Source organism: Undibacterium paludis (genome assembly GCF_022568815.1).
Lineage (GTDB): Bacteria > Pseudomonadota > Gammaproteobacteria > Burkholderiales > Burkholderiaceae_D > Undibacterium.
This window is the reverse complement of the sequence record NZ_JAKZHX010000012.1, coordinates 90,340-114,040: the sequence shown is the minus strand read 5'-3', so window position 1 is coordinate 114,040 and position 23,701 is coordinate 90,340. Positions and strand designations below refer to the sequence as shown.

Annotated in this window: 16 protein-coding genes; 7 read left to right on the top strand and 9 right to left on the bottom strand. The window is 56.2% G+C overall.

Annotation, left to right across the window (positions count from 1 at the left end; genetic code table 11):
- Positions 1-8 precede the first annotated feature (8 nt).
- From LZ463_RS20455 to LZ463_RS20420, 8 genes are all read right to left on the bottom strand, one after another.
- Positions 9-236, bottom strand: a complete 228-nt coding sequence (locus LZ463_RS20455) for a hypothetical protein (protein ID WP_241457888.1) — start codon at positions 234-236, stop codon at positions 9-11.
- Positions 237-540: 304 nt separating this feature from the next.
- Entirely contained in the window at positions 541-4,260 is a 3,720-nt protein-coding gene (locus LZ463_RS20450; protein WP_241457886.1) for a two-component regulator propeller domain-containing protein, read from the bottom strand.
- A gap of 165 nt (positions 4,261-4,425) precedes the next feature.
- Positions 4,426-5,490: an ABC transporter ATP-binding protein gene (locus tag LZ463_RS20445; protein WP_241457884.1), complete on the bottom strand. Its 1,065-nt coding sequence runs from the start codon at positions 5,488-5,490 to the stop codon at positions 4,426-4,428.
- 69 nt (positions 5,491-5,559) lie between these two features.
- Positions 5,560-7,338, bottom strand: coding sequence for an ABC transporter permease (locus LZ463_RS20440; RefSeq protein ID WP_241457882.1), 1,779 nt, complete (start codon positions 7,336-7,338; stop codon positions 5,560-5,562).
- A gap of 199 nt (positions 7,339-7,537) precedes the next feature.
- A complete protein-coding gene (locus tag LZ463_RS20435) occupies positions 7,538-8,644 on the bottom strand; it encodes an ABC transporter substrate-binding protein (protein WP_241457880.1) in 1,107 nt (368 codons plus the stop codon).
- 84 nt (positions 8,645-8,728) lie between these two features.
- Positions 8,729-9,745 (bottom strand): Bug family tripartite tricarboxylate transporter substrate binding protein, encoded by a 1,017-nt coding sequence (locus tag LZ463_RS20430; protein ID WP_489686137.1) that lies wholly within the window; start codon positions 9,743-9,745, stop codon positions 8,729-8,731.
- A gap of 104 nt (positions 9,746-9,849) precedes the next feature.
- Positions 9,850-10,965 carry an ABC transporter substrate-binding protein gene (locus tag LZ463_RS20425; protein ID WP_241457878.1) on the bottom strand — a complete coding sequence of 372 codons (1,116 nt, stop codon included), beginning with the start codon at positions 10,963-10,965 and terminating at the stop codon, positions 9,850-9,852.
- Positions 10,966-11,249: 284 nt separating this feature from the next.
- Positions 11,250-12,368, bottom strand: a complete 1,119-nt coding sequence (locus tag LZ463_RS20420) for a LacI family DNA-binding transcriptional regulator (RefSeq protein WP_241457876.1) — start codon at positions 12,366-12,368, stop codon at positions 11,250-11,252.
- Between the two features lie 70 nt (positions 12,369-12,438).
- On the opposite strand from LZ463_RS20420, the gene LZ463_RS20415 reads away from it, so the two are divergent.
- The 7 genes from LZ463_RS20415 (at position 12,439) to LZ463_RS20390 (ending at position 21,429) form a co-directional block, all read left to right on the top strand.
- Positions 12,439-14,940, top strand: a complete 2,502-nt coding sequence (locus tag LZ463_RS20415) for a TonB-dependent receptor (protein WP_241457874.1) — start codon at positions 12,439-12,441, stop codon at positions 14,938-14,940.
- A gap of 54 nt (positions 14,941-14,994) precedes the next feature.
- On the top strand, positions 14,995-15,120 hold the full coding sequence (locus LZ463_RS29140; protein ID WP_277624120.1) for a hypothetical protein: 126 nt from the start codon (positions 14,995-14,997) through the stop codon (positions 15,118-15,120).
- Positions 15,121-15,277: 157 nt separating this feature from the next.
- Positions 15,278-17,254: a glucosidase family protein gene (locus tag LZ463_RS20410; protein WP_241457872.1), complete on the top strand. Its 1,977-nt coding sequence runs from the start codon at positions 15,278-15,280 to the stop codon at positions 17,252-17,254.
- Between the two features lie 67 nt (positions 17,255-17,321).
- Positions 17,322-18,551, top strand: coding sequence for an extracellular solute-binding protein (locus LZ463_RS20405; protein ID WP_241457870.1), 1,230 nt, complete (start codon positions 17,322-17,324; stop codon positions 18,549-18,551).
- 8 nt (positions 18,552-18,559) lie between these two features.
- Entirely contained in the window at positions 18,560-19,471 is a 912-nt protein-coding gene (locus LZ463_RS20400; RefSeq protein ID WP_241457868.1) for a carbohydrate ABC transporter permease, read from the top strand.
- Positions 19,468-20,292 carry a carbohydrate ABC transporter permease gene (locus LZ463_RS20395; RefSeq protein WP_241457866.1) on the top strand — a complete coding sequence of 275 codons (825 nt, stop codon included), beginning with the start codon at positions 19,468-19,470 and terminating at the stop codon, positions 20,290-20,292. The genes LZ463_RS20400 and LZ463_RS20395 overlap by 4 nt, the downstream gene beginning before the upstream one ends.
- 12 nt (positions 20,293-20,304) lie before the next feature.
- Positions 20,305-21,429 carry an ABC transporter ATP-binding protein gene (locus tag LZ463_RS20390; RefSeq protein WP_241457864.1) on the top strand — a complete coding sequence of 375 codons (1,125 nt, stop codon included), beginning with the start codon at positions 20,305-20,307 and terminating at the stop codon, positions 21,427-21,429.
- Positions 21,430-21,628: 199 nt separating this feature from the next.
- On the opposite strand, the gene LZ463_RS20385 is transcribed toward LZ463_RS20390, so the two are convergent.
- Positions 21,629-23,395: a methyl-accepting chemotaxis protein gene (locus LZ463_RS20385; RefSeq protein WP_241457862.1), complete on the bottom strand. Its 1,767-nt coding sequence runs from the start codon at positions 23,393-23,395 to the stop codon at positions 21,629-21,631.
- Positions 23,396-23,701 lie beyond the last annotated feature (306 nt).

Below are 23,701 nucleotides of genomic sequence, written 5' to 3'. Positions count from 1 at the left end.
GTGTCGGGTCAGGTCGGCAGGAGTGGTGTGATTTTTCCGAATTCTGCTTGCGGCAAGGCGCGCATGATATGGCTGATGATGGTGTCCACCGAGGATTTACTGAGACACAGCCATACTTTCATTTTGCTGGCCTGGTTTACTGGTTTGACTCGCATGAACAAGACCAGGTCACCACAGGATATCAAGATCAGGTGACGTAATTCAGTGATGCTGGCAGAGTCAACTGTGATACGCATGACGAAATCATTTTGAATTAATTTCGCTGGCGTTTTATATGTCACAAGGGGTTGGTGTTGTGGCAGGGCATAGGCGCCTTTGCGCTGGCGATGATTTTCAAATAAAAATTTCTCGCGTTTGCATGATTTTAATACGTCTGAATAATTTCCAGACGTGTGACCGGGGTGCTGATTCATCGTAATCTCGTGTTGTTTGACACAGATCCAGATTAGCAGTTGAGAAGTAAAAATTCTCTAAAAATACCGGGTGCAAAGCGTAAACGCTACGTAAAATATTCGTAAGTAATGATTGAAGTTGATCAGCTTATATTTTTGCATTGTTCAGCAATTGTGCCACGGTGTCATGCAACATATCTGCCTGTACCGGCTTATGCATCAGTATCAGGTCGGCTGATCTGGCGTCCTGCGCCAGCTGGGGTGAAATGTCACCGGTGATCAGGATGCCAGGTATGTGATGATTGAATTCTTCGCGCAGCCTGGCGACGACATCGATACCGGTTTCATTCAGATTGAGGCGGTAATCGCAGATCAGCAGATCCGGGATTTTTATTTCATCCCCACAGAGTTCCAGCGCAGCAGTGCCAGAGGTGGCCGTGATGACGCGGCCGTCCCACTGTTCCAGCAGGGCACGCATGGCGTTCAGTATGCTTTCATCATCTTCGATGACGACAATTAATGCCTGCAATAATGAGGCAGTTGCATTGCTGGCAGTACGGCTCTGGCTGCCATTGATGTAAGGGCTCGATACCAGCGGCAGGGTAATGGTAAATGTCGAGCCCAGGCCAGGCGTGGACTGCAACTGTATGGCGATGTGCAGGAGCCTGACCAGCCTTTGCACAATGGCCAGCCCCAGTCCCATACCCTTGGTGCCGCGCTGTGTTTCTACCTGGAAGAACTCTTCAAAGATGGTGTCCTGGTCATGCCTGGAAATCCCTATGCCGGTGTCATTGACAGCAATGTGCAGACGGTCATTGGCTTCACTCCAGGTCACGCTGACCTTGCCTGCTTTTGTATAGCGTATGGCATTGGCGATCAGGTTGCGCAGGATTTGTTCTACCAGGGCCGGGTCACTTTCCAGCATGGCCTGGCAAGGCTGGATATGAAATTCCAATCCCTTTGCCAGCGCTTGCGGATGGAACTCCACATCAAGCTTATGGAAGATATCGGCGATGGAGAAATCCTGTATCTGTGGCTGGATAATCTGTGCATCAAGGCGTGACAGATCAAGCAGGTTGGCAAACATGTCATCCATGGTGCGTGCACAATGCCTGAGATTATTGACTACCGGACGTACATCTTCAGGCAGTTCAAATTTCACCAGTGCGCCAAGATAAAGATTCAGTGCGTGCATGGGCTGGCGCAAGTCATGACTGGCGACTGCGAGGAAGCGCGTCAGTTCGCTTTGCTGTGCTTCCTGCAATTTATTGACACGCATCAGGGCCTGGTTGCTTAATTCCAGTTCGGCTTTCTGCACACTGACTTCCATGGTCCGGTGATTGACTTCTGCTTCCAGCGCATGCTTTTGCTGCACCAGCAAGCGCACCCGCCATTGATACACGCTCCAGACGACACCGAGTAAAAATGCAGCAAGCAACAGCCTGAACCACAGGGTTTGCCAGAAGGGTGGCAGGATGGTGATTTGCAGGCTGCGGCCGGTTTCATTCCAGACACCGTCCTTGTTGGCTGCCTTGACCCTGAATACATAATTGCCCGGCGCCAGGTTGGTGTAACTGGCAAAGCGTTTGCTGGCATCGGTCATGACCCAGTCTTCATCAAAACCCTGAAGCTGATAGGCGAATTTGTTGCGCTGGGTATCTGCATAATGCAGGGCAGAAAACTCAATGGAAAAGATCGCATGTTTGTGCGTCAGTATGATTTCACTGGCATCCTGGATCTGACCTTGCATGCTGAAGCCTTCAGGGAATTTTCCGCTGGTGACAGATTGATTGAAAATCTGCAGATCGGTCAGCAAGACCTCGGGTGCTACCGGGTTGTCCCTGATGTTTTCAGGCTTGAAGCTGATGATGCCGGAAGGGCTGCCAAAATACATGCTGCCATCCTGATCCTGATAACAGGAATTGATGTAGAAACCATGTTCAGCCAGGCCGTCGGTATGGCTATAGTGCTTGAATTCTCCGGTAGCGGGATTGAAACGGGCAATTTCATTTTCCAGGCTCATCCATAGCCAGCCACGCTTGTCTTCGAGCAGGCAATTGACCGGTTGTGAGGTGGCATAATTGCTGAATTGCGGCTGGTGGTTTTTCCAGCTGCTTAGTTTGCTGAGGCCGGCTTCTGTGCCTACCCATAACTGTTTCTTACTGTCGTAAAACAGGTGCTGTACATTGTCGTTGATGAGGCTGTTTGTAGTCCTGCTGTCGTGCCGGAAATGCTGGAATTTGCCAGACTGGCGGTCAAATAATTCCAGGCCCCTGAGCGTACCTGCCCAGAACATACCCTGGTCGCCAATCAGAATGGAATTGACGTTGTCGTTGACCAGGCTATGCTCATCTTCAGCCTGGTGTTTGTAGACCTGGATGTGATCCTGCCTGGTGTCAAAGCGTAACAAGCCATTGATACTGGCTATCCACAAGACAGAATCCCCATCGGCACGCATCTGGTTGACCGAATTTTTTGTCGTCGGTTCGTCAGGCTTGGGTTGACGCAGTACCAGTTGATTGCGGTTTGCTTCAACGCGGGCAAGACCGGCGCGGGTTGCTGCCCAGGCTTGACCGGAGCCATCCTTTTGCACGGTATGGACGATATCAATATCGTCGAGACGGGTGTCCCCATCCGGGGTTTTATGAATGTGTTTCAATTCCCTGTCTGAGACCGGGTCATATACCTTAATGCCCTGGCCTATGGTGCTGATCCACAAGAGCCGGTCGGCATGTCCCGTAATCGAAGAAACCTTGCTATTGATGACCATGCCACCGCTGGTTTGCAGATTGGCAAAGTTGGTGAAACCACCGCTGGCCAGGTCGACACGATTGATGCCACCTGACCAGGTACCTAGCCAGAGCGAACCTGTGCGGTCCTGGTAGATGGACTCCAGTTGATTGTCGGACAGGCTCTCTGGCACGCCGGCCTGATGCTGGAAGGACAGGAATTTCCGGCTGGCCGCATCCCAGTGTAACAATCCTTTGTCTGCCATGGCTATCCAGATACCCTGCTCCATGTCCTGGTAAATTTTATAGGCGACACCCGGCAGCAAGCCTTCTTCGCTACCGAACTGATGTCTTTCTGGTTCTCCTATACCCAGTTTCCATACTTCCAGTCCGTTATTGCTGCCTATCCACAGGTTTTGCAGGTGGTCGACCAGCAGACCGCGCACGGTTTTTTGCGTAGCATTCCCGTCTTCCGAGGTATCGATGGAAAAATGGCTGAATTTCTTGCTGCCATGGGCCTTGCGGTCCAGTCCCTGGCTGGTCCCTACCCAGAGATTCCTTTGCCCGTCGAGGGCCAGCGAGGTCAGGCGGTTGTCAATCAGGGAATCCGGGTCATTGGCGTCATGCTGATACACGGTGAATGTCTTGCTGGCGGTATCAAAGTGTTTGAGACCGTTGCGGCTGGCCAGCCACAAGCCGCTTTCACCATCGCTGATGATGGCACGGATGGAGCCATTGCCTGCATCCGCGTTGTCGCTGGAGTAATAACGTTTGAAGCTGTTGCTGACATGGTCATACTGATGCAGCCCGCCACGGTTACTGCCGACCCAGAGTTGCCCGGTTTTATCGATGTAGAGGCTGCGTATCCAGTTGTCGTCCAGACTGCTGTTGTCATCGGGCTTATGCTTGTAACTGGTGAACTTATAGCCGTCAAAACGGCTCAGCCCCTGCTGGCCGGCTATCCAGATGAATCCCTGTTTATCCTGGACGATGTCCAGGATGGGCCCGGATTGCAGGCCCTGCCTGGCCTTGATGTGTTCAAAGTTCAGACTGCGAAAGCCGGTTGCCGTACTGATGGCAGGCCAGGCAAGGCAGGTCAGAGTGAATAGGCAAAGTAGGCAGGTACGAAAAATACGCATCTTTGATTGCTGGCAGGGGACAATAAGGCATGATGAAGGCATATGAACTTTACAGCAAGTTGTGCCAAGCCTGCTTCATACCTAAGTATGAATAAGATGTCAAAATAACAAAAATCCCCGGGATGCATTACGCATTCCGGGGATTTTTGCAGGGATATTTGTCCTTCAGTACAGCCAGAGCTTGTCCGCATCAAGTTGCAGATAATACTCACCCTGCGCCAGCTTGAAGGGTGAATAGGCACGCAAACCATCTTCGGCATGACCAAACAGGCATTCCCAGCGATCACCGAGGTACATGCAGGTGGTCAACGGCAGTTTGATGGCGTTTTCTGTATGGCTGTCGGCAATCCTGACTTTTTCCAGACGGATGATGGCAGTCACTTCTTCGCCGACATGCTTGCCGCGTACCGTCGCCTTCAATTGCTCGCCGCCTACATTGATGGTGGCCAGGTCGCCGTCACGCTGCACTATCTTGCCCTTGAGCTTGTTGTTGCTGCCCATGAACTCGGCCGTGAACAGGGTGTTTGGCGTTTCATACATGCTTTGCGGCGTACCCTGCTGCTCAATAACACCGTTGTTCAGAAGCAGGATGCGATCGGATATCGCCATCGCCTCGCCCTGGTCATGCGTCACCATCAGGGCAGACAGGTTGAGCCTGACGATCAGCTCACGCAGGAAGGCGCGCGCTTCTTCACGCAGCTTGGCATCCAGATTCGACAGGGGTTCGTCCAGCAGTATCACCGGTGGGTTGTACACCAGGGCACGGGCAATCGCCACGCGCTGCTGCTGTCCGCCAGACAATTGATGCGGGAAACGTTCGCCCAGATGGCCCAGGCCAAGCTGGCCCAGTACATCCTTGACCTTGTCGCTGATTTCGCTGCTACCAAGTTTGCGCAGCTTCAGGCCATAGGCCACATTGTCAAAGACAGTCTTGTGCGGCCACAGGGCATAGGACTGGAATACCAGGCCCAGGTTGCGCTGTTCGGCAGATACTTCCAGGCCCTTGCTGCCATCAAAGATGGGGCGATCGCCTATGCTGATGGTGCCGGTCTTGGGTGACTCCAGGCCGGCGACGGCACGCAGCAGTGTGGTTTTGCCACTGCCCGATGGTCCCAGCAGGGCGACCACTTCACCACGCTGCAAATTCATGGAAACCCCTTTGAGGATGGGGTTGGCTGTCGCACCGGAACCGTATTCCAGGGTTAAATCTTGTACGCTTAATTCTGACATAGTGTGCTCTCGTCTAATTTTTGTAAGGCTATGCAATGTTCTGTTCTTATTGTGCTATCCGTGGCTGACTCAGTGACTGAGCTTGACGCCGAAACGCAGGGCCAGACCCAGGCCTATCGCTACCAGGGTGATATTGATGAAGGACAGCGCCGCCACCAGGTCAACCGAGCCGCCAGCCCACAATGAAACGATCAGCGCACCTATTACCTCGGTACCCGGTGATAGCAGATACACACCGGTTGAATATTCACGTTCAAAGATCAGGAAAACCATCAGCCAGGCGCCGAGCAGGCCAAACTTGACCAGTGGCAGAGTGACGTCGCGGGTGACCTGGCCGCGGTTGGCGCCAACGGCGCGTGCCGCTTCTTCGAGTTCCGGCCCGACCTGCAGCAGGGCTGTCGAAATCAGGCGCAGGCCATAGGCCATCCACACCACCGAGTAGGCAATCCAGACCGAGAAGATGGTGGAGCGCAAGGCCCGCAGTTGCGGAATGACGCTTTCCACCAGCCAGACGCAGAAGGCATTGTCAAAGCCCTTGAGGCCGCTTTCCAGCCAGCTCGGCACAAACAGGAATACCCAGAGAAAGGACAGGCCGGCCAGCAGACCAGGGATGGCGCGTGGCACCAGCACGCTGTAATCAAGCAGGCGGGTAATGCCGTCAGGCTTGCGGTGCATGGCCAGTGCAATACCGGCATAGCACATCACCGCCAGTGCACCGCCGATGACACCGATCAAGACAGTATTGAAGATACCGCGCATCAGGGACGGCTGCTCCAGAATGTCCCTGAAATGCTGCAGGGTGATCACGTCGGCCAGCTTGACCCCTTCACCCCAGTAAGACACGAAAGAGCGCAAGACGATGCCGGACAGCGGCAATACGATGGTAAAGATCAGCCAGGCTGCCAGCAGGCCAAAAGCCAGCCATTTCCATTTGCCCAGCGGCAGTGGCTTCTGGCGTGAACCCTTGCCCTTGATCGATACATACTTATTGGCAGATTTCAGCATCCAGCGCTGTACCATGACCAGTGGCATGGTGACCGCCACCAGGCAGACTGCAGCTGCCGCCATCAGGTGATAAGACGGCGTGCCCAGTTTGTTGGTCAGCTTGTACAGGTAAGTCGCCAGCACCAGATGGCCTTCAGGGTCACCGAGCACCAGCACCAGGCCGAATACTTCAAAACCAAGGAAGAATACCAGCACTGCGGCAAAAGCCAGTGCCGGCATGATCATCGGCAGCGATACATGCAGGGCCACCTGGAAAGGCGAGGCGCCGGTTACCCGCGCCGCTTCTTCCACGTCCGAGCCCAGGCTCTTCAGGGCGGCAGAGGAGTAGAGATAAACATGCGGCACGTGGGTCAGGCCGGCGATCAGGACGATGCTGAAGAAAGAGTAGATATTCCAGGGTTCAACACCGGTCAACTGCTTGACCCATAGCGTGTAAAAGCCGACCGGTCCCATGGAGACGACATAACCAAAGCCCATCACCATCGGCGATACGAAGATGGGTACCAGCAGCATGGGTTCTATCCAGCTGCGTCCCGGCAAATCAGTACGTATCATCAAAAAGGCCAGCAAGCCGCCCAGAGGCACGGCGATGGCAGCCAGACCCGACGCCAGGATCAGACCATTCCAGAATGCCTGGCGAAAATCCGGGTCATCAAAAATAAAGCGATACGAATCCAGTCCCAGTTCTTTTACCGGAGAAAAGAAGGGAGCGTTCAAGAAACTCTGGAACAGTATCAGTGATAGCGGCGTAAAAATCGCCAGCAGCGTCAGTATCACAACCAGGCCGCGTGGCCAGTTGAATTGTGACAATTTGCCGCGCGCAGGAAGACTCAAGGTGCTCATGCCAGGCCCATTAAAAATATTGAAATGCGATCAGGGTGGAGAAAAGACCCACCGGGGGGAAACGGCGACCTTTACGGAGTAGAAACCAGAGGTCGCCGCATCTAGTGGACTGTAACAGTGAAAATCGGAGTGCCCGTCTTGCCCTGATGCGCCGGGCGCATGCCTTTCACTCTCGACTCCACTGTTACAGTCCACTAGCTTATTTTTTACCTGCGGTTTCTTTCCATTGCTTCAGGAAAGCGAGGCGTTTGTTTTGATCCAGATACTGCAACAGCATGGGATTGACCGGCAAAGGTTTGAGGCCGATGCCAATGAGTTTTGCCAGGTCAGAGTAAGTGGTTTCACCCTTGACGTCAGCACGTATCGCATACAGCTTGGCTTCATTCGCGATCATGGTCTGTCCGCGTTTGGACAGGGTGTAATCGAGCCACAGCTTGGCGGCATTCGGATGCTTGGCGGCCTTGCTGATGAACATCACGCGTGACAGCACCAGGGTGTAGTCCTTGGGTATCTGTACACCGATGGACGGGTCCTTGGCGGCGCGCACCAGGGCGTACGAGCCAAGGATGTTATAACCAAGCAGGTTCTCGCCTGAAGACAGGCGCTCGAGCATGGTGCCGGTGGATGACTGCACGCGCACGCTGGCATTGCCGAAGGCTTTTGCCAGGTCCCAGAATTCCTTGTTTTCACGGCTGTCCTGGGTGATGAACATAAAGCCTACGCCGGATTTTTCGATGTCGTAAGTCGTGACCTTGTTCTTGAACTTGTCGAGTTTGCTGTTGATGATCTTGGCAAATTCGGCGTGAGTCTTGGGGACTTCGTCGGCACTGACCAGGCGTTTGTTGTAGACAAACACGGCGGGTTCGAAGGTGGTGCCATAGGCAGCATTATTCCAGATCGCCCATTGCGGTATGCCACTGATTTCTGGCGACGCATATACCATGCCATAACCGTCAGAGACCAGTTTGGTCTGCAAGTCCATGGCAGAGGACCACATCAGGTCAGCACTGTTGCCGCCGGCAGCCATTTCCGAGATATAGCGGTTATACACTTCGGTGGAATTCATGTCATTGTATTCGACCTGCACATCTGGATACATGGCGCGAAAATCCTTGATCAGCGGTTCCACGGCCTTGGTGTCGGTAGCGCTATAGATGACCAGTTTGCCTTCTTTTTTTGCGCCGTCAATGATCTTGCTGTAGTCGGCAGGGTAACCGGCTGGCACCTGGGCCTGGGCGTTGAACAGGGTGATGCTGCTGATGGCGATGGCCGCCATGCTCTTGACCAGGTAATTTTTTGCTTTCATCTGTCTTCTCCTTTTATTGTTTCTGGAATTATTACTGGGTTGTTGCCATGTCTGTTACTTGTTTTTGCAGTGGTATGTTCAGGTTTAGCGCACCATGCCAAATTCCTTTGCCTGCAACCGGTAATTGTTGACTGCTTTCTGTATGTATTCCGTTAGTTCCTTGCCTGTCATGGCGAAGGGGAACAAGCCATGCATGCGCCTTTGCTCATCAAAGGCTGGTGTAGCCATCGCCTGCTGGAAATGCTCCACCCATTTCTGGTAATCACGGTCGCTGACTTGCGGGCCCATATAGACGCCACGGATGATAGGCCAGGTCACATCAAAACCCTGTTCACGTGCAGTGGGCACATTAGCCAATGGACCAGGCAGGCGGGCGTCCGACAGCACGGCCAGCACACGTATTTTGTCATCACGGGCATGCAGGCTGGCTTCCGAGGCATCGCCGGAAACGGCTTGCACATGGTCAGCCAGCAAGGCAGTAAACGACTCGCCACCGCCTTCAAACGCCACCAGGCGCATGCTCTTGGGGTCTATGCCCGCCTGTTTGCCGACCTGGGCCATTTTCAACCAGTCCTGGCTGCCTACGGTGCCGCCAGCACCAATGGCGATCTGCGCCGGCTTGCTCTTGATGGCATCCATCAGTTCGCGCAGGTTTTTGTAGGGAGAGTCCTTGCGTACGGCGATCATGCCGTAATCGGTGCCTATGGCGGCAACCCAGCGCACATTGCTGGCATCGGATTTGCCAAATTTGCCTTCAGCCAGGTTGAGCAGGGAACCACCGGAATAGGCCACCAGGGTATTGGCTTCGGCCTTTCTTTGCGAAATGATGGTGGTCCAGGCGATTGCCCCTACTCCGCCGGGCAGGTAGCTGATGTGCATGTCATGGGCCGCAGTTGCTGTCTGCGCCAGTTTGCAGGTCAGGTCCATGCCGCCGCCGGGCTTGGCCGGAACGATGCATAAGGGTTTTTCTGCCGCGGGCTTATCGAGGGCATAGACCTGGCTACTCATGCCGACAGGCAGACCGGCAAGCAGGCTTGCCAGTATCAGGGTCAGTTGTGTACGCCGGATTTGCATGATAAGACCATGTAAGGTGGATTGCATGGATCATACCGAATTGAAACTTTCAGTACGCTTTCACAAATTGCCTGAGTGCATTTCATCATCTTTGTGTCGTATTCGCTTGCCCCGGTCAGCTTACCTTGCATTTATCTTAATATCACGCCATTTTTGCCGACGATGGTCAATTCGACGAAATGTGAGCCATCATGGTCTTTGCTGCCGTAGCCTACCTGTACACCACCCAGGTCCACGTTGTGCATGTTTTCCAGTGCCTGCATGATTTTCCTGGCGTCCGGATTGCTGCCGGCACGGCGCAGGGCTTCTGTCATCAGTTTGGCTGCTACATAACCTTCCAGTACAGCATAGGACAAAGGCGGCGGGTTTTTTGTCGATTTCAGCAATTTTTGCAGGTCCCGTACCACCGGGACACCGATGTCCCTGGGGTAAGGCATGACTTGCATGACGCCGATGCCACGACCTTCACTACCGAGGGATTTGAAAAAATCGTCTGAATTGACGTTTGACAGCATCAAAAACTGTGGTTTTTGCCCGGTTTTTTGCATTTGGCGGATAAAGTCTGCACACGCAGCCGGGGTACAGGCCATCAATACCGCTTGTGGTGATGTGGCTGCAATGCTGGCTACAGCAGCATCGAGCTTCATCTCTTTCCTGTCATATTTGGCGACCACGCCAGCCTTCATCGAGCGTTGCCCCAGGCTGTTGACAAAGCCTTGCAAGCCATCTTTGCCGAAACTGTCGTCCTGATGCAGGATGGCGACCTTGCTGATCCTCAGGTCAGCCAGCGAGGCCACCATCTTGGCCGCTTCATCCTGGTAGCTGGCGCGCAAATTGAACACATAGGGCTGCAAGGGTTGGTGCAGACTTTGCGCGCCGGAAAAAGGTGCTATCAGGGGTATCGCATGTTTCTCCAGCAACGGCAGTATGGCTTCTATGGTGGGTGTGCTGCGATAGCCAAACAGGGCGACGGCATGGTCTTCATTGATCAGCTTGAGGGTATTTGCTTTGGTCAGTGCCGGGTCGCGCTTGTCGTCATAGCTGATCAGTTCCACGGTCTTGCCATTGATGCCGCCCTGCTTGTTGAGCCAGTCAAAGTATAACTGCGCCCCTTCGCGGTTTTCCTTGCCGGTGGCCTGGCCCGATAATTCGACAGACTGGCCGATAACGATTTTGCCCTCTGCGCTGGCGATGGCTGGCGTCATCAGGCAGGCGAGCAGGAATAAACTGAGGCGTAAGGGCTTCATGATGGTAGTCTCCGTGATATTTTTTGTCAGAGAGCATAGGGCCTGGCGGCTTTCAGTTTGCTTGCAGTGAGGGATTAGGAAAAATTGACTATGTTTGGCTATTCGTAAGCCAGTGTCATAGTGTCATACGCAAGGGACATTTTTTTTTGATATATCCTCATATCCGACGTATTTCCTTGACCTGGGGAGCTCCTCAGCAGAGCTTTTGCTGAACATGTCAATCAACAACCCCAGACTGTTTGAAACATGAGTTTCCGCTAATGACAGAGCACCTCATCTATTGTTCAAAAGGAGGAGCATGCAGCCGTAGTCGCGCCCAGACGAAGTGTCACAGGAACCACGATCTCGCGTAGCGGTCCTCCGTCGATCAATTGTTCCGCCAGTGCGATTGCTTCCACTGCGATGCGTTCGATGTCCTGCACGACCGTGGTCAATTCATAAGGCATGCCGGGCAGGCCATCGAATCCGACTACTGATATCTGTTGCGGTACCTGCAGCCCCAAGTCCTCCAGCGCGCCGATGGCGCCTATCGCCATCTCGTCGCTGGCGCAGAACAGTGCGGTGAAACGCAAACCGCTTTCCCATGCGCGACGTACGGCGCGATAACCACCCAACACCGAAAACTGGCCATCCAGTTCCAACTCAGGACGCAAGCCTATGCCCGCTGCGGTCAGCGCGCTACGGTAGCCATGACGGCGATCGACATCGGACTGCTGCGCGGTCGGCATGCCGACAAAACCAATCACTCGGTGACCCAACGCCAACAGACAGCGTGTTGCATCGGCGCCACCGCCTGCGTCGTCCGGCACCACAAAAGCAGCATTCGGCTGGTGACCCAGCACCACCGACGGCACTTTGCGCTTCGCCAGCAATGCCAGGCGCTCTTGCACTTCGTCGGTATTGTGTAGCAGGACAGCATCGGGCAGTCGCGCGTAGCTATCGAGCGGCGCGCTCATTTCGACAAAGCGGGTACCGCGTTCGCCAGCCACCTGCACCAATGCGCGCCAGAACAGGGTGAAGTAGGGGCCGAAGCCGCCCTTGTTCAAGGAAATGCCGACGCTGTGACGTGAGCGCAGGCTGAGCTCGCGCGCGGTACGGTCCGGCGTATAGCCAGAGGCATCCATCGCCGCCAGGATGCGCTGGCGCGTTTCTTCCGCCATGCGGCCCTTGCCATTCAACGCGCGGCTTACCGTACCTTTCGACACGCCGAGATTTAGCGCAAGTTGGTCCAGCGTCATCTTCACTACGGCTCCCCCGGCCCTGCAGGCCAACCCAAAAGCGGCATGATACCGCCATTTGTGCCCGATGCGATAAGCTTGTGTATTGCGCCGCCGCACAAAATTCAATTGCAAATAATTTTTTTGCATTGCATAATCAAATTCGTTGAGCAACCGGTTGCTCAAATAAGAAAAACCGGTTGCTCAATCATTTATGATTATGATCGCAACAAAAAGATAATAAACGGAGACTAAAATGAGGAATCGCAAAGGATTTGTGCTGTCCACCATCGCCCTCGCAGTGTGGACGCTGACGCAGCAGGTTCAGGCGCAAGAAGTAGCTGCCACTGCAACCGAGGCTGTCGCTGCCGCTAAACAGGCGCCGGCAGACGACAAACTCAATCAGGTTGTGGTCACCGGCAGCACTTCGCTCAAGCGAACTGTGCGTGAAAGCTCGGTCGCCGTCACAAGCGCCGACCGCGCCGACCTGGACCGCAAGGCACCGCGCAGCACGGCCAGCGCGCTGGAACTGATTCCAGGCATGATGGTCGAGGATTCCGGGGGCGAGGTGTCGAATAACTACACGGTACGCGGCCTGGCTGGCGGCGGTCAGAACTTCGTCCAGCTGTCCGAAGACGGATTGCCGGTGTTCTACCATCCGGGCCTGGCGGACACCATCCTCAAGCAGGAATTGTCGATTGACCGCATGGAAGCGGTTCGGGGAGGCACCTCCGGTATCCTGACCGTGAATGGCGCCGGTGCCACAGTCAACTTCATCACGGTGCGCTCGAAAGATGAACCCGAGGGGGTACTGCGCCTGACCGGCTCCGACTACGGCACCAAGCGCATCGACATACGCTACGGCGGTGCCATCGGCAATGGCTGGTACGCTGGCTTTGGTGGCTTCTACCGTAACTCGGACTCGGTGCGCGACGTTGGCTTTACCGCCGACCATGGCGGCCTGCTGCGCGCCTACGTGGGCCGCAAATGGGGCGACGGCGAATTCAGCGTCAACATAAAGCTGGTCGACGATCACAACACCTTTCTGTTACCGACCCCATTTCAGAATCCTTCCCATCCGGAGCCGGTACCTGGCTTCAACGGCAACTACGGTACTCTGCTGAGCCCGGACAACGCGGTGCAGGCTGGCCGCAATTCCAACGGCGTTCAGACCAACGACCTGACCGAAGGCGTGGCCACCAAGTCAGGCTCGATCGGCTACAACTTTGAGAAGCGCCTGAGCGATGCCTTCACCTTGCGTTCCAAGGGGCGATACACGAACTTCAAGAACGATTTCAACGCCGTCTTCACTTTTGACAACAACAGCCTGCGCAGCGCCGCGGACCGTTTGAATCCAGCACTCAACGGCGACATCAGTGCCATGCTGGCGCGCTTCCCCGGCACCATGCCGGCCATCCGCGGCGTTGCCAGCGGCACTATCTATGCGGGCGCCAATCTGGCCAATGTCAGCGGCAACGGTCTGCTGACCGACAATATCTCTGCCAAGAACCGCGCCTATCGCCAGAACTTCGTCAACGACGTAAGCCTGACATGGACGACGGCCCGCAATAGCCTGACCGCCGGCTTGCTGACCATCAATCAGGATGAGCAGAGCAGCAATGACGGCAATACGCGCTTCCTCGGCGAAGTGCGTAACAACCCGGCCCGTCTCGACATCGTCGCCATTGACGGCGCTCGCAAGGTGGTCGGTCAATTGACTGACAAGGGCGTGCTTGAATACAACCCCTGGGGCGTGGGCGTGAACCGCTCGTCACTGTCGTCGCAAAACTTCTACCTGAACGATGAATACCAGTTCAACGACCGCCTGCGCCTGGACGCCGGCGCGCGCCTGGAACACTTGCGCTACCGCGCCTGGCGGCCGCAAGGCTCGACGGTGGCGATTCCGGGATCGAGCAAGCCCGATGGCACCGATGCCGACAACATCATGGTCAATAACACCATGCCAGCGTTTAATGGCCAGTACGACTACGTCGACAATGGCTCGACCAACAACAGCTCACTCACGGCAGGGGGCAACTACCTGATCAACGACAACCTGGCCGCCTATGCGCGCTATTCGAAAAGCTACCAGGCCAATAACGAGAATCCGGTGACACCCCTCAGCTTTGGTGAACTGGGTGCGCGCTATCAGCGTCGCGGCTTCTCAGCATCGCTGACGGTGTTCCGCACTAACTTCAAGGACTACCAGTTCAGCCGCCTGCTGAAAGGTGACTCGCTGGAAACCCGGATCGCCGGCGACATCGTGGTCAACGGCCTTGAGTACGATCTGCAATGGAAGCCGGTGCGCTATGCCCGCCTGAATGTGACGGGTGTGGTGCAACACTCGACGATGAAGATCAAAAGTGTCAGCGGACCGTCGGCCGGCACCGTGGACACCGCCAGCCTGGGCTCGCACCCCGAGCGTGTGCCGGACCATAACTTCACCATCACGCCGACCCTACTGCTGCCGGATAACAAGGGCGAGGTCTACCTGTCCTACCATCAGGTCGGCAAGCGCTATTCCGATGCCGCCAACTCCTTTGTGCTACCGTCGTATCACACGGTGGCGCTGGGTGCGAATTACCAGCTGTCACCAACGCTGGCGCTCAACTTCAGCGTGCAGAACCTGACCAACAGCATCGGCCTGACAGAAGGTAATCCACGCGCTGGCTTCACTGAAGTTGCCAGTGGAAATTACTTCTTTGCCCGTTCCATCCTCGGCCGCAATATGCAGCTCAGTCTGACGGCATCGTTTTAAATGTTGTGCTCTTTACCGGGTGACGTGAAAGTCATCCGGATTTTTTTGCTATACATGGAAAAATATCCCAGCATTGTCGTGCTCCTGGGTTTCGCAGTAGTACAGACCAGCGCGCAGGATGAGCGGGCCAGCGTGGCTGTCACCATCGACCTGGCCCGTTATATAAATGATTATCAATGACTATCGATGACGCTAGCTGCCATCGGCGCAAGATGCCTTTGTCCTGGCGCTCGAAGACGTTGGAAATCCGTCGTGTCGGCGTAGACCGCGAGATCTTGACGCTGTCCTGAGCCACGTATCTGACAGTTTTTTATCACCAGTTTTTTGGAACTTATTCATGGAACAGATTCACCCGATGCCGAATACCACCGAATCAGTCTTGCGCTTCTCCCTGCCTGAGGGGCTGGTCGCCAACGAATTCCTGCGCGAGGGACCGGTCGCAGTCCACCTGTTGCTTACCTCCGGCACAGAAGCACGCCTGCTGGCTGCCTTCCCGGCCGGGAACAGCGCTACCGGCCTCTGGTTCGAGCCTGATGGCGCGGCTCTGTTCTGGCATGGGGCGACGCAACTGCAGGCCGCGCAAAGCAAGGACGACCAGGGGCGGCTGCTGGTCGGCGTCACGGTTGACATCGGCGTTGACCGCGCACGTCTGATCGTGAGCGGTGCCGTGCTGAGCTCAGCACGTGTGCTGCGCGATTACCAGCACGACCGCCGCTTGCCACCCGGTATGCACAACACCATGCATATGGGCACCAACAGCGTGCGCTGGTCGCGCGACCGCATCGACGGCTCGGCCGGTTACGCCATGGTGCTACAAGTGCTTAACGGCAGCGTCAGCACTGACGCCCACGGGCAAATCACGCTAAGTACCGCCGGGCAGATGCTGCAACTGCGCCTGACCGCCTTGACGGGCGAGCCCGCGTTGCAGCCTTTGCCTGCGGACCAGTTGCTGCGCGAACCGACGGCCGGCACCTTGCGCGCGCGCCAGAGTCTGGCGTTTCTCAGCTACCGCGACAAGCTGCTGGCCGGCTCGTGGCGCTTCAACACCTATTTCGGTCGCGATACCCTGATGTCGCTGATGCTGCTGATGCCGGCACTGACACGCCAGGCTACCGAGGCCGGCCTGGCGTCGGTGCTGGAACGGCTTGATCCTAAGGGAGCCGTCGCCCATGAAGAAGACATCGGCGAGATGGCGCTGCTGCACGGTAGCGGCGGCGTCCCCGTGTACGACTACAAGATGGTCGATGACGACTTCATGCTGGCGCCGGTCGCCAGAGCCTATTTGCTGGAGCATGCAGGCAGCGCGCAGCACGCTGCCGAATGGCTAGCCCAAAAAACTGCTGATGGAGAGTCTTACGGCACTGCGCTGTGCCGCAACTTCCAGTTGGTACAGCGACTGGCGAGCGACTACGCTCAGCGACCCGGCGTCGATACGCTGATCCACCTGCGAAATGGCCAGGTCACAGGCGACTGGCGCGACAGTGCGGACGGCTTGGGTGGCGGTGTGGTGTCGTACAACGTCAACGCCATTCTGGTGCCGGCGGCGTTGCACGCCATCGCCGCGCTTCATGCCAGCGGCCTGTTGGCGCCGTATCTGCCGGACGACGCCACGGCGGCCGGACTGGCACAGTTGTGGGAAGAACAGGTTCCGGCCTACTTTGCGGTGCAGCGCGACACCACCTCGACGCAGCTCAGTGTGCGCCGTTGCGCGCAGGAACTGGGCATCGATGCAGCACCGGCTCTGGCCAGCCTGGATGAGCAGGGGCTGGCCTTCAGCGCCATCGCGCTTGACGCACAGCACCAGCCTATCCCGGTGCTGCATTCCGACTTCGGCTTCGCGCTGCTGTTGCTGCAGCCGCCCACCGACGTGATTGAGCGCGAGCTGGCTGCCATGATGCGGCCGTACCCTGCTGGCCTGATGACCGGCGTCGGCCTGGTGGTGGCGAACGGCGCATATGCCAGCGATGCGTTGCGGCCTTTGTTTGGCCCGGACCGCTACCACGGCGCAGTGGTGTGGTCATGGCAGCAAGCCTTGCTGGCCGCTGGCCTGGCGCGGCAACTGCTGCGCGTGGACTTGCCTGTCAGCACACGCGACTTGCTGGTGGCGGCGCAGCAGGCGCTGTGGCCGGTGATTCAGTCGACCCAGGCACAAAGCAATTCCGAGTTGTGGTCCTGGACCTGGGGCGATGGCCAATATCGTCTGCAGCCGTTCGGCCCTGGTGCGGCCACTACCGACGAAGCCAACGCCGTGCAGCTGTGGAGCACGGTCTATCTGGCAGTGCGGCCGCCGCTGGCCGCTAGTACAATGACTTGATGAGCTGACTTCTATGCCGACCACACGATGCGCCGATCACGGCCAACGAAGTATCAGGAGACCAACTATGGATAAGCAAGTCGAGCGCCGGGGCATTGTCTTGCTGTGTACGATGCTGGCGCTGACAGCCCCTGCGCAAGCCGTCGAAGCCGTCACCGTGGCGGTGTGGGGTTCATCCCCGGCCGAGGTCGCGGCCTTCGACCAGGCCGCCGCCGCCTTCACCCGCAGCACCGGTATCGCGGTACGTAAGCAGGTGATCGAAGATAAATACCAGGACGTGCTCAAGTCACGGTTTGCCGCCAGCAACCCGCCCGATGTATTTTACCTGGATGCGTCCGAGGCGCCGGTGCTGATCGAAAGCGATGTACTGGAGCCACTGGAACTGAGCCCGGCCGACCTGGCCGATTTTTATCCACAATTCCTACAGGCCTTTCGTGGCCGCGACGGCAAGCTGTATGGCCTGCCCAAGGACTATTCGACTCTGGCGCTATACCTGAACCCACGCCTGCTCAAGCAGGCTGGTTACTATCCCGATGACGTGCCGCGCGATTTCAATGGCCTGATGCGCTTTGCCCGGACCTTACAAGCTCGCCTGCCACGCGGAGTGGCGGCGATGATTGTCGAAAAGGATCTGGCACGCCACTTGGCAGCGCTGGAGACCTCGAGTCAGCCCCTGATCGGTGCCGATGGCCACGCCCACTTTATCGGCAATGCTGCTGCCTATGCCTACCTGAATCAGTTGGTCAGTGGCCATTTGCTGAAGTATTTGTATTCGCCCAAGGACGATCTGGGTGCCGACTGGCCCGGCGCTGCTTTCGGTACGCAGCGTACCGTCATGATGATGGAGGGGAACTGGGTGCAGCCCGCGTTAAAGAACGATTACGGGGACGTGCCATTCGTCACGCGCGAAATGCCGACCGTGAACCAGCGCAAGCAGACCATGGCGTTTGTGGTCGGCTATGCGGTGCCGCGCGGCGCCAGGAACAAGGCAGCCGGCCTGCGCTTTGCACGCTATATGACTGGCCCCGGCCAGCGGTTGTGGGCCAGCGCCTCCGGCACGCTGCCGACCAGGCGTAGCGTCGAGGCGGCGATGCAAGTGCGTACTGTCCCAGCGCTGGCGGCGCACGTAGAGGGGGCCAGCTATGCCACGGTGTGGTCGCGCGGCATTGAGTTGCCGATACTGAACACCAATTTCGGCAACCAGTTCCTGGCCGCGTTCAACGGCAGCAAGTCGCTGCAGCAGGCGCTGGAAAAAGCCGAAACCGTCTCCAACCGCGAAATCGAGCGTCAGCGATGAAGGCTGCCATGGCAACTATTTCTATGATCAGGCGCATCCGCGTGCCGCGTGGCGCGGTCATCGGTGCCTATGCCTTCCTGTTGCCGGCGCTGCTGGTGGTCGGTCTGTTCACACTGGCACCTATCGTCTATGCGCTATATATGTCAGTGCAGAAGATGGACCTGGTGTCTGGGCGTCATACCTTTGTCGGCTTGCGCAACCTCGCCTATCTGGTCGACGACGATAAGTTCTGGGCGGCTTGCTACAACACGATATTGTACGTGGCGGTGGTGGTGCCGCTGCAAACGGTGCTGGCCATGGTACTGGCCTGCGCCATCAACAGCAAAATCCGTTTCAAGCGCAGCTTCGTGACCCTGCTGTTTTTGCCGACGCTGACCTCATCGGCGGCCATGACCATGATCTTCATGTGGCTGTTCAATAACAACGGTGTGGTGGTGCTGTTCTTGCAGCAGCACCTGGGCATCGGCATCAACTTCCTGGGTGATCCGAAATGGGCGCTGGGCATCATCATGATGATGAATGTGTTTTCAACGATCCCCCATTTCATGGTGGTGTTCCTGGCAGGCTTGCAGGAAATTCCCGGTTCGCTGTATGAGGCGGCTTTGCTGGACGGCGCCGGTCCTGTCAGCCGCCATTGGGAGATCAGCGTGCCGCAGTTGATGCCGATTACCTGTTATGTGCTGACCATGGGGTTGATCGGCTGCTTCCAGGTATTCGACCAGGCCTTCATCCTGTCTGGGGGTGAGGGCGGGCCGGAAAACGCTACCTTGACCTTTACGCTGCTGATTTACCACTATGCTTTCAAGAACTACAACACCATGGGCCTGGCCTGTGCGCTGGCGGTGGTGTTGACCTTGATTATTTTCTGTGCAACGCTGGTCCTCAATCGCTTTGTGCGCCTGGAAGGGGCCAACCGATGAAGCGCCTATCCTATACCAACGGCCTGCTGTATGCTGTGCTGACCTTGTATAGCCTGCTAACGCTAGCACCATTTGTCTGGGCCATCCTTACCTCGCTCAAGAGTCCGCGTGAGATCGCCGAGGCGGGAAGTATTTGGCCGCAGGTACCAACGCTGGCGGCCTACGAGACAATTCTTCAAGGCCCATTCTATCAATGGCTGTGGAATTCGCTGCTGGTGGCGACAGTGGTTACGCTGCTCAATGTGCTGTTCAATACCATGGCAGGCTACGCTCTGGCGCGCTTCCGTTTTCGTGGCCGTGGGCTGGTATTCCAGACCTTGATGCTGCTGATTATGGTACCCAGCCAGGTGACCATGATTCCTGCCTACATGATCGTCGCGCGCATGGGGCTGGTCGATACGCATCTGTCGGTGATCCTGACTTCAGCGGTATCGATCGGCTACATCTTCATGATGCGACAGTTTTTCGTCAACTTCCCAGTGGAGATTGAGGAAGCCGCCACGCTGGACGGCTCGGGACGACTGCACCGCTTTTTCTGCATTGTGCTGCCGATGGCCAGGCCGGCGCTGACCACTCAAGCCATCTTTGTCTTCATGGGCATCTGGAACGAGTTCATGAAACCGCTTCTGTTCATCTCCAGCGTCGACAAGTATCTGCTGACGCAGGGCCTGAACGCAGTGGCCAAGCAGTATGCCAAATCATCGTCATGGAATTTGATCATGGCTGGCTCGGTCATTTCCATCTTGCCGATTTTGATCATGTACATCACACTGAACCGGCGCTTCCTGGACATCAACGACCAGTCCAGTGGCATCAAGTAGAACGGGAAATCCATGACGCAAGTTAGCCTCAATCATATCGCGCTGTCTTACAACGGCCAGCACGTCCTAAAGGACATCAACCTGGAGATTGCGCCGGGCGAGTTCTGCGTATTTATCGGCCCCTCGGGCTGCGGAAAATCGAGTCTGTTGCGGCTGATCGCAGGACTGGAGTCGGTCAGCGCTGGCACCCTCACCATCGATGGCCAGACGATTAATGATGTGCCGCCGGCTGAACGCAATATCTCCATGGTCTTCCAGAGCTATGCGCTGTATCCGCACATGACGGTGTACGACAACATGGCGTTCGGTCTGACCCGGCAACGGCTACCGCGGGCGGAAATCGAGCGTCGTGTCATGGATGCCGCGCGCATCCTGCAACTGGAACCGCTGCTGATGCGCAAGCCGGGCGCACTGTCCGGCGGCCAGCGTCAGCGGGTGGCAATCGGTCGCGCCATCGTCAAGAAGCCCAAGGTGTTCCTGTTCGACGAGCCCTTGTCTAATCTGGATGCCTCGCTACGTGCGCAGACGAGGCTGGAGATCGCGCGCCTGCACCGCACACTTGCCTCGGCCAGCATGATTTATGTCACCCACGACCAGGTGGAAGCAATGACGCTGGCGGACAAGATTGTACTGTTGTGTCCCGCCGCCGATGCGTCTGGCCAATCAAACGTGGTGCAAATCGGTACGCCGCTGGAACTGTATCACCAGCCGGCTAATCTGTTTGCGGCGCGGTTTATCGGTTCGCCGGCGATGAATCTTCTGAAGGCCAGCCTTCAAACTGTAGCGCCAAATGGCATCGTGACCATGCTACAAGGACAGCACTGCGCTGTAGGCGTGGACGGTGACGAGCTAGCGCCGGGTGCAACGCTGACCTTAGGTATTCGGCCCGAACACGTGGTGCTTGGGCAGGGGGAGCGGCGAGCCAGGATCGTCCACGTGGAGGCATTGGGAGAGCACAGTTACGTCCATCTCGAATGGACGGACGAGCAAGCAACGCTGGTGGCAAAAACCCAGAATGAGGAGCTCCGCGTGGGACAGAACGTCGCATTTTCGCTGCCGCCCCGAGCACTGCATGTTTTCGGAAGTGACGGTGTAGCCTTGAGGCGTTTACCGCTCGATGCGATTGTTAGAAATTGAAGGTATGGTCAGCTTGTCGAAGCAAAAAATCGCTACTGGATAATCGAAGTGAAATTGCCACGATCCGGTAATGAAACCGGACGTCTTGCAGGATATTACCTACGCTGGTGACTTCATTCCAGATTGCGCTGTGCATGGCAACTCAACAAATCAAAGGGACGCATAAGAGTCCCTTTGCTGTTGGGAAAGTATTGTACGACTACAGCTTGAACACACTCACCGTCTGCACCAGCGCCTGTGATTGTTCCTGCAAGCCTTCGGCAGCAGCAGCGGCCTGTTCGACCAGGGCGGCGTTTTGCTGGGTCATTTCGTCCATCTGGGTGATGGCGTGATCAATCTGTTCTATGCCTGTGCTTTGCTCGGCGGTGGCGGTGACGATTTCTGACATGATGTCGGTGATGCGTTTGACGCTGGCGACGATGTCATTCATGGCCTTGCCTGCATGGCCTGCCAGTTCGTTGCCGGCGTCTACCTGTTCTACGCTGCTGCCTATCAGGTCCTTGATTTCGCGGGCGGCGGTGGCGCTGCGCTGGGCCAGGTTGCGGACTTCGGTGGCGACGACGGCAAAACCACGTCCCTGTTCGCCAGCACGAGCGGCTTCGACGGCGGCGTTCAGGGCCAGGATATTGGTCTGGAAGGCGATACCGTCGATGACGCCGATAATTTCAGAAATTTTGCGTGAACTACCGTTGATGGCCTCCATGGTGTGGATGACCTGGTTGACGATACCGCCACCCGCTGTAGCGACCTTGCTGGCGTCATTGACGAGCTGGTTGGCCTGCCTGGCACTGTCTGAATTCTGTCTGACCGTACCGGTCATCTGTTCCATGGACGAGGCGGTTTCTTCCAGGCTGGAAGCCTGGGTTTCGGTACGGGCTGACAAATCCACATTGCCTTTGGCGATATCGTGCGTACCATTGTTGATATTTTGTATGCTGTCCCTGACATTGCCGACTATGCCGATGAGGCTGACGCGCATGTCTTCCAGCGCCTGTAGCAGACGCCCGGTTTCATTGTGGCCGCTGACATCAACGGGGAAGCGCAAGTCACCGCTGGCAATATGCTGGGCTACCGTGATGGCCTGTTCCAGCGGGACGCTGACTGAACGTGCAATGGCCCTGGCAAACATGCCGGCCACGCTGATCAGCACCAGCATGGAAGCGATCATGGTCCAGCGGAGCTTGTAAAAATCGCTGATGCGCTGGTCGAGTATGCTGTGTAATTCCTTGCTGGCGTCCGCATTGAGCTGAAATTGGGTATCAATGGCGCGGGTCGTTACCTGCACATAGTCCACCGATGAGAAATCCAGGGTTTCGGCCTTGGCGATTTTTTCCGTCGCCAGTTTCATCGCACCTGTGGCCTGCCCGGTGGCTTCCATCATGATGGCGCCAAGCTTTTTCTCGATATCGGGATTGCTGAGCACCGCTTTGTTGAAAGAATTATTCATTTGCTGGTTGCGGTCATTCGACCTGGCAATCAGGTCCGAGACGACCATCTTGTCTTCCAGTGTGGCTTCTTTCTTGGCCAGCAGCCCAGCCCCTTTGGCGCGCATGCGACCCAGCTCTTCAGTCAGGTAGGGCTGGATATAATACATGGCCTGTATTAGCTGATAACTGTCTATATTAGGGTCAAGGCTCAGGCCGTAATAGTCACCGATGAGATCGTTGACCAACAACAGTTTGGGCACCAGTGCGCTGTGAGCCTGATAACTGCCAGGCACTGTGATGGTCGCCTTGCTTACCTGTTCACGCAAGGTATTCCAGTCCTGTTCTGCCTTGGTCCAGGCATCCGTGATGGCTTTGTCGTTGATGGTTTTGACATAGGCGGCCATACTGGTATAGGCTGCATCAGCTTCTTTCTGTTTGGCCTCGCGCTTGTCTTTTTCACTGCTGACACCACCGAGCACCAGCGCAGACAAACCACGGTGCTGCTGTGTCAGCTGCACGGTTTTGAGTATTTGCGTCATGACTGGCAAGCCTTGTTTTTCGGCTAGTGCCGCGTCCAGATTTTTGGATGATTCAAAGTAATACAATGCTGTGGGAATACTCGCCAGTATCAGGGCAATAACACTTAATAAAACAAATTTTTGCCAAAGAGACAATCTTATTAAGATGGACGTCATACTCATTTTGGCCTCCTGTTGTTGAATGCACAAAATTCTCTTGTTTTATGGTAAGTCCATGGAAATATCTTAGGTCAAGCTTGCCGGGATTGCGATATGGTTTACCGAAAACCAAGCAGTTTTCTTGTCAGAAATAGTTACATGAATAGT

What these genes read in the sequence shown, in the direction of transcription:
- LZ463_RS20455 (WP_241457888.1), bottom strand. Translation starts at nt 236, where the DNA reads ATGCGTATCACAGTTGACTCTGCCAGCATCACTGAATTACGTCACCTG.
- LZ463_RS20450 (WP_241457886.1), bottom strand. Translation starts at nt 4,260, where the DNA reads ATGCGTATTTTTCGTACCTGCCTACTTTGCCTATTCACTCTGACCTGC.
- LZ463_RS20445 (WP_241457884.1), bottom strand. Translation starts at nt 5,490, where the DNA reads ATGTCAGAATTAAGCGTACAAGATTTAACCCTGGAATACGGTTCCGGT.
- LZ463_RS20440 (WP_241457882.1), bottom strand. Translation starts at nt 7,338, where the DNA reads ATGAGCACCTTGAGTCTTCCTGCGCGCGGCAAATTGTCACAATTCAAC.
- LZ463_RS20435 (WP_241457880.1), bottom strand. Translation starts at nt 8,644, where the DNA reads ATGAAAGCAAAAAATTACCTGGTCAAGAGCATGGCGGCCATCGCCATC.
- LZ463_RS20430 (WP_489686137.1), bottom strand. Translation starts at nt 9,745, where the DNA reads ATGCAATCCACCTTACATGGTCTTATCATGCAAATCCGGCGTACACAA.
- LZ463_RS20425 (WP_241457878.1), bottom strand. Translation starts at nt 10,965, where the DNA reads ATGAAGCCCTTACGCCTCAGTTTATTCCTGCTCGCCTGCCTGATGACG.
- LZ463_RS20415 (WP_241457874.1), top strand. Translation starts at nt 12,439, where the DNA reads ATGAGGAATCGCAAAGGATTTGTGCTGTCCACCATCGCCCTCGCAGTG.
- LZ463_RS29140 (WP_277624120.1), top strand. Translation starts at nt 14,995, where the DNA reads ATGGAAAAATATCCCAGCATTGTCGTGCTCCTGGGTTTCGCAGTAGTA.
- LZ463_RS20410 (WP_241457872.1), top strand. Translation starts at nt 15,278, where the DNA reads ATGGAACAGATTCACCCGATGCCGAATACCACCGAATCAGTCTTGCGC.
- LZ463_RS20405 (WP_241457870.1), top strand. Translation starts at nt 17,322, where the DNA reads ATGGATAAGCAAGTCGAGCGCCGGGGCATTGTCTTGCTGTGTACGATG.
- LZ463_RS20400 (WP_241457868.1), top strand. Translation starts at nt 18,560, where the DNA reads ATGGCAACTATTTCTATGATCAGGCGCATCCGCGTGCCGCGTGGCGCG.
- LZ463_RS20395 (WP_241457866.1), top strand. Translation starts at nt 19,468, where the DNA reads ATGAAGCGCCTATCCTATACCAACGGCCTGCTGTATGCTGTGCTGACC.
- LZ463_RS20390 (WP_241457864.1), top strand. Translation starts at nt 20,305, where the DNA reads ATGACGCAAGTTAGCCTCAATCATATCGCGCTGTCTTACAACGGCCAG.
- LZ463_RS20385 (WP_241457862.1), bottom strand. Translation starts at nt 23,395, where the DNA reads ATGACGCAAATACTCAAAACCGTGCAGCTGACACAGCAGCACCGTGGT.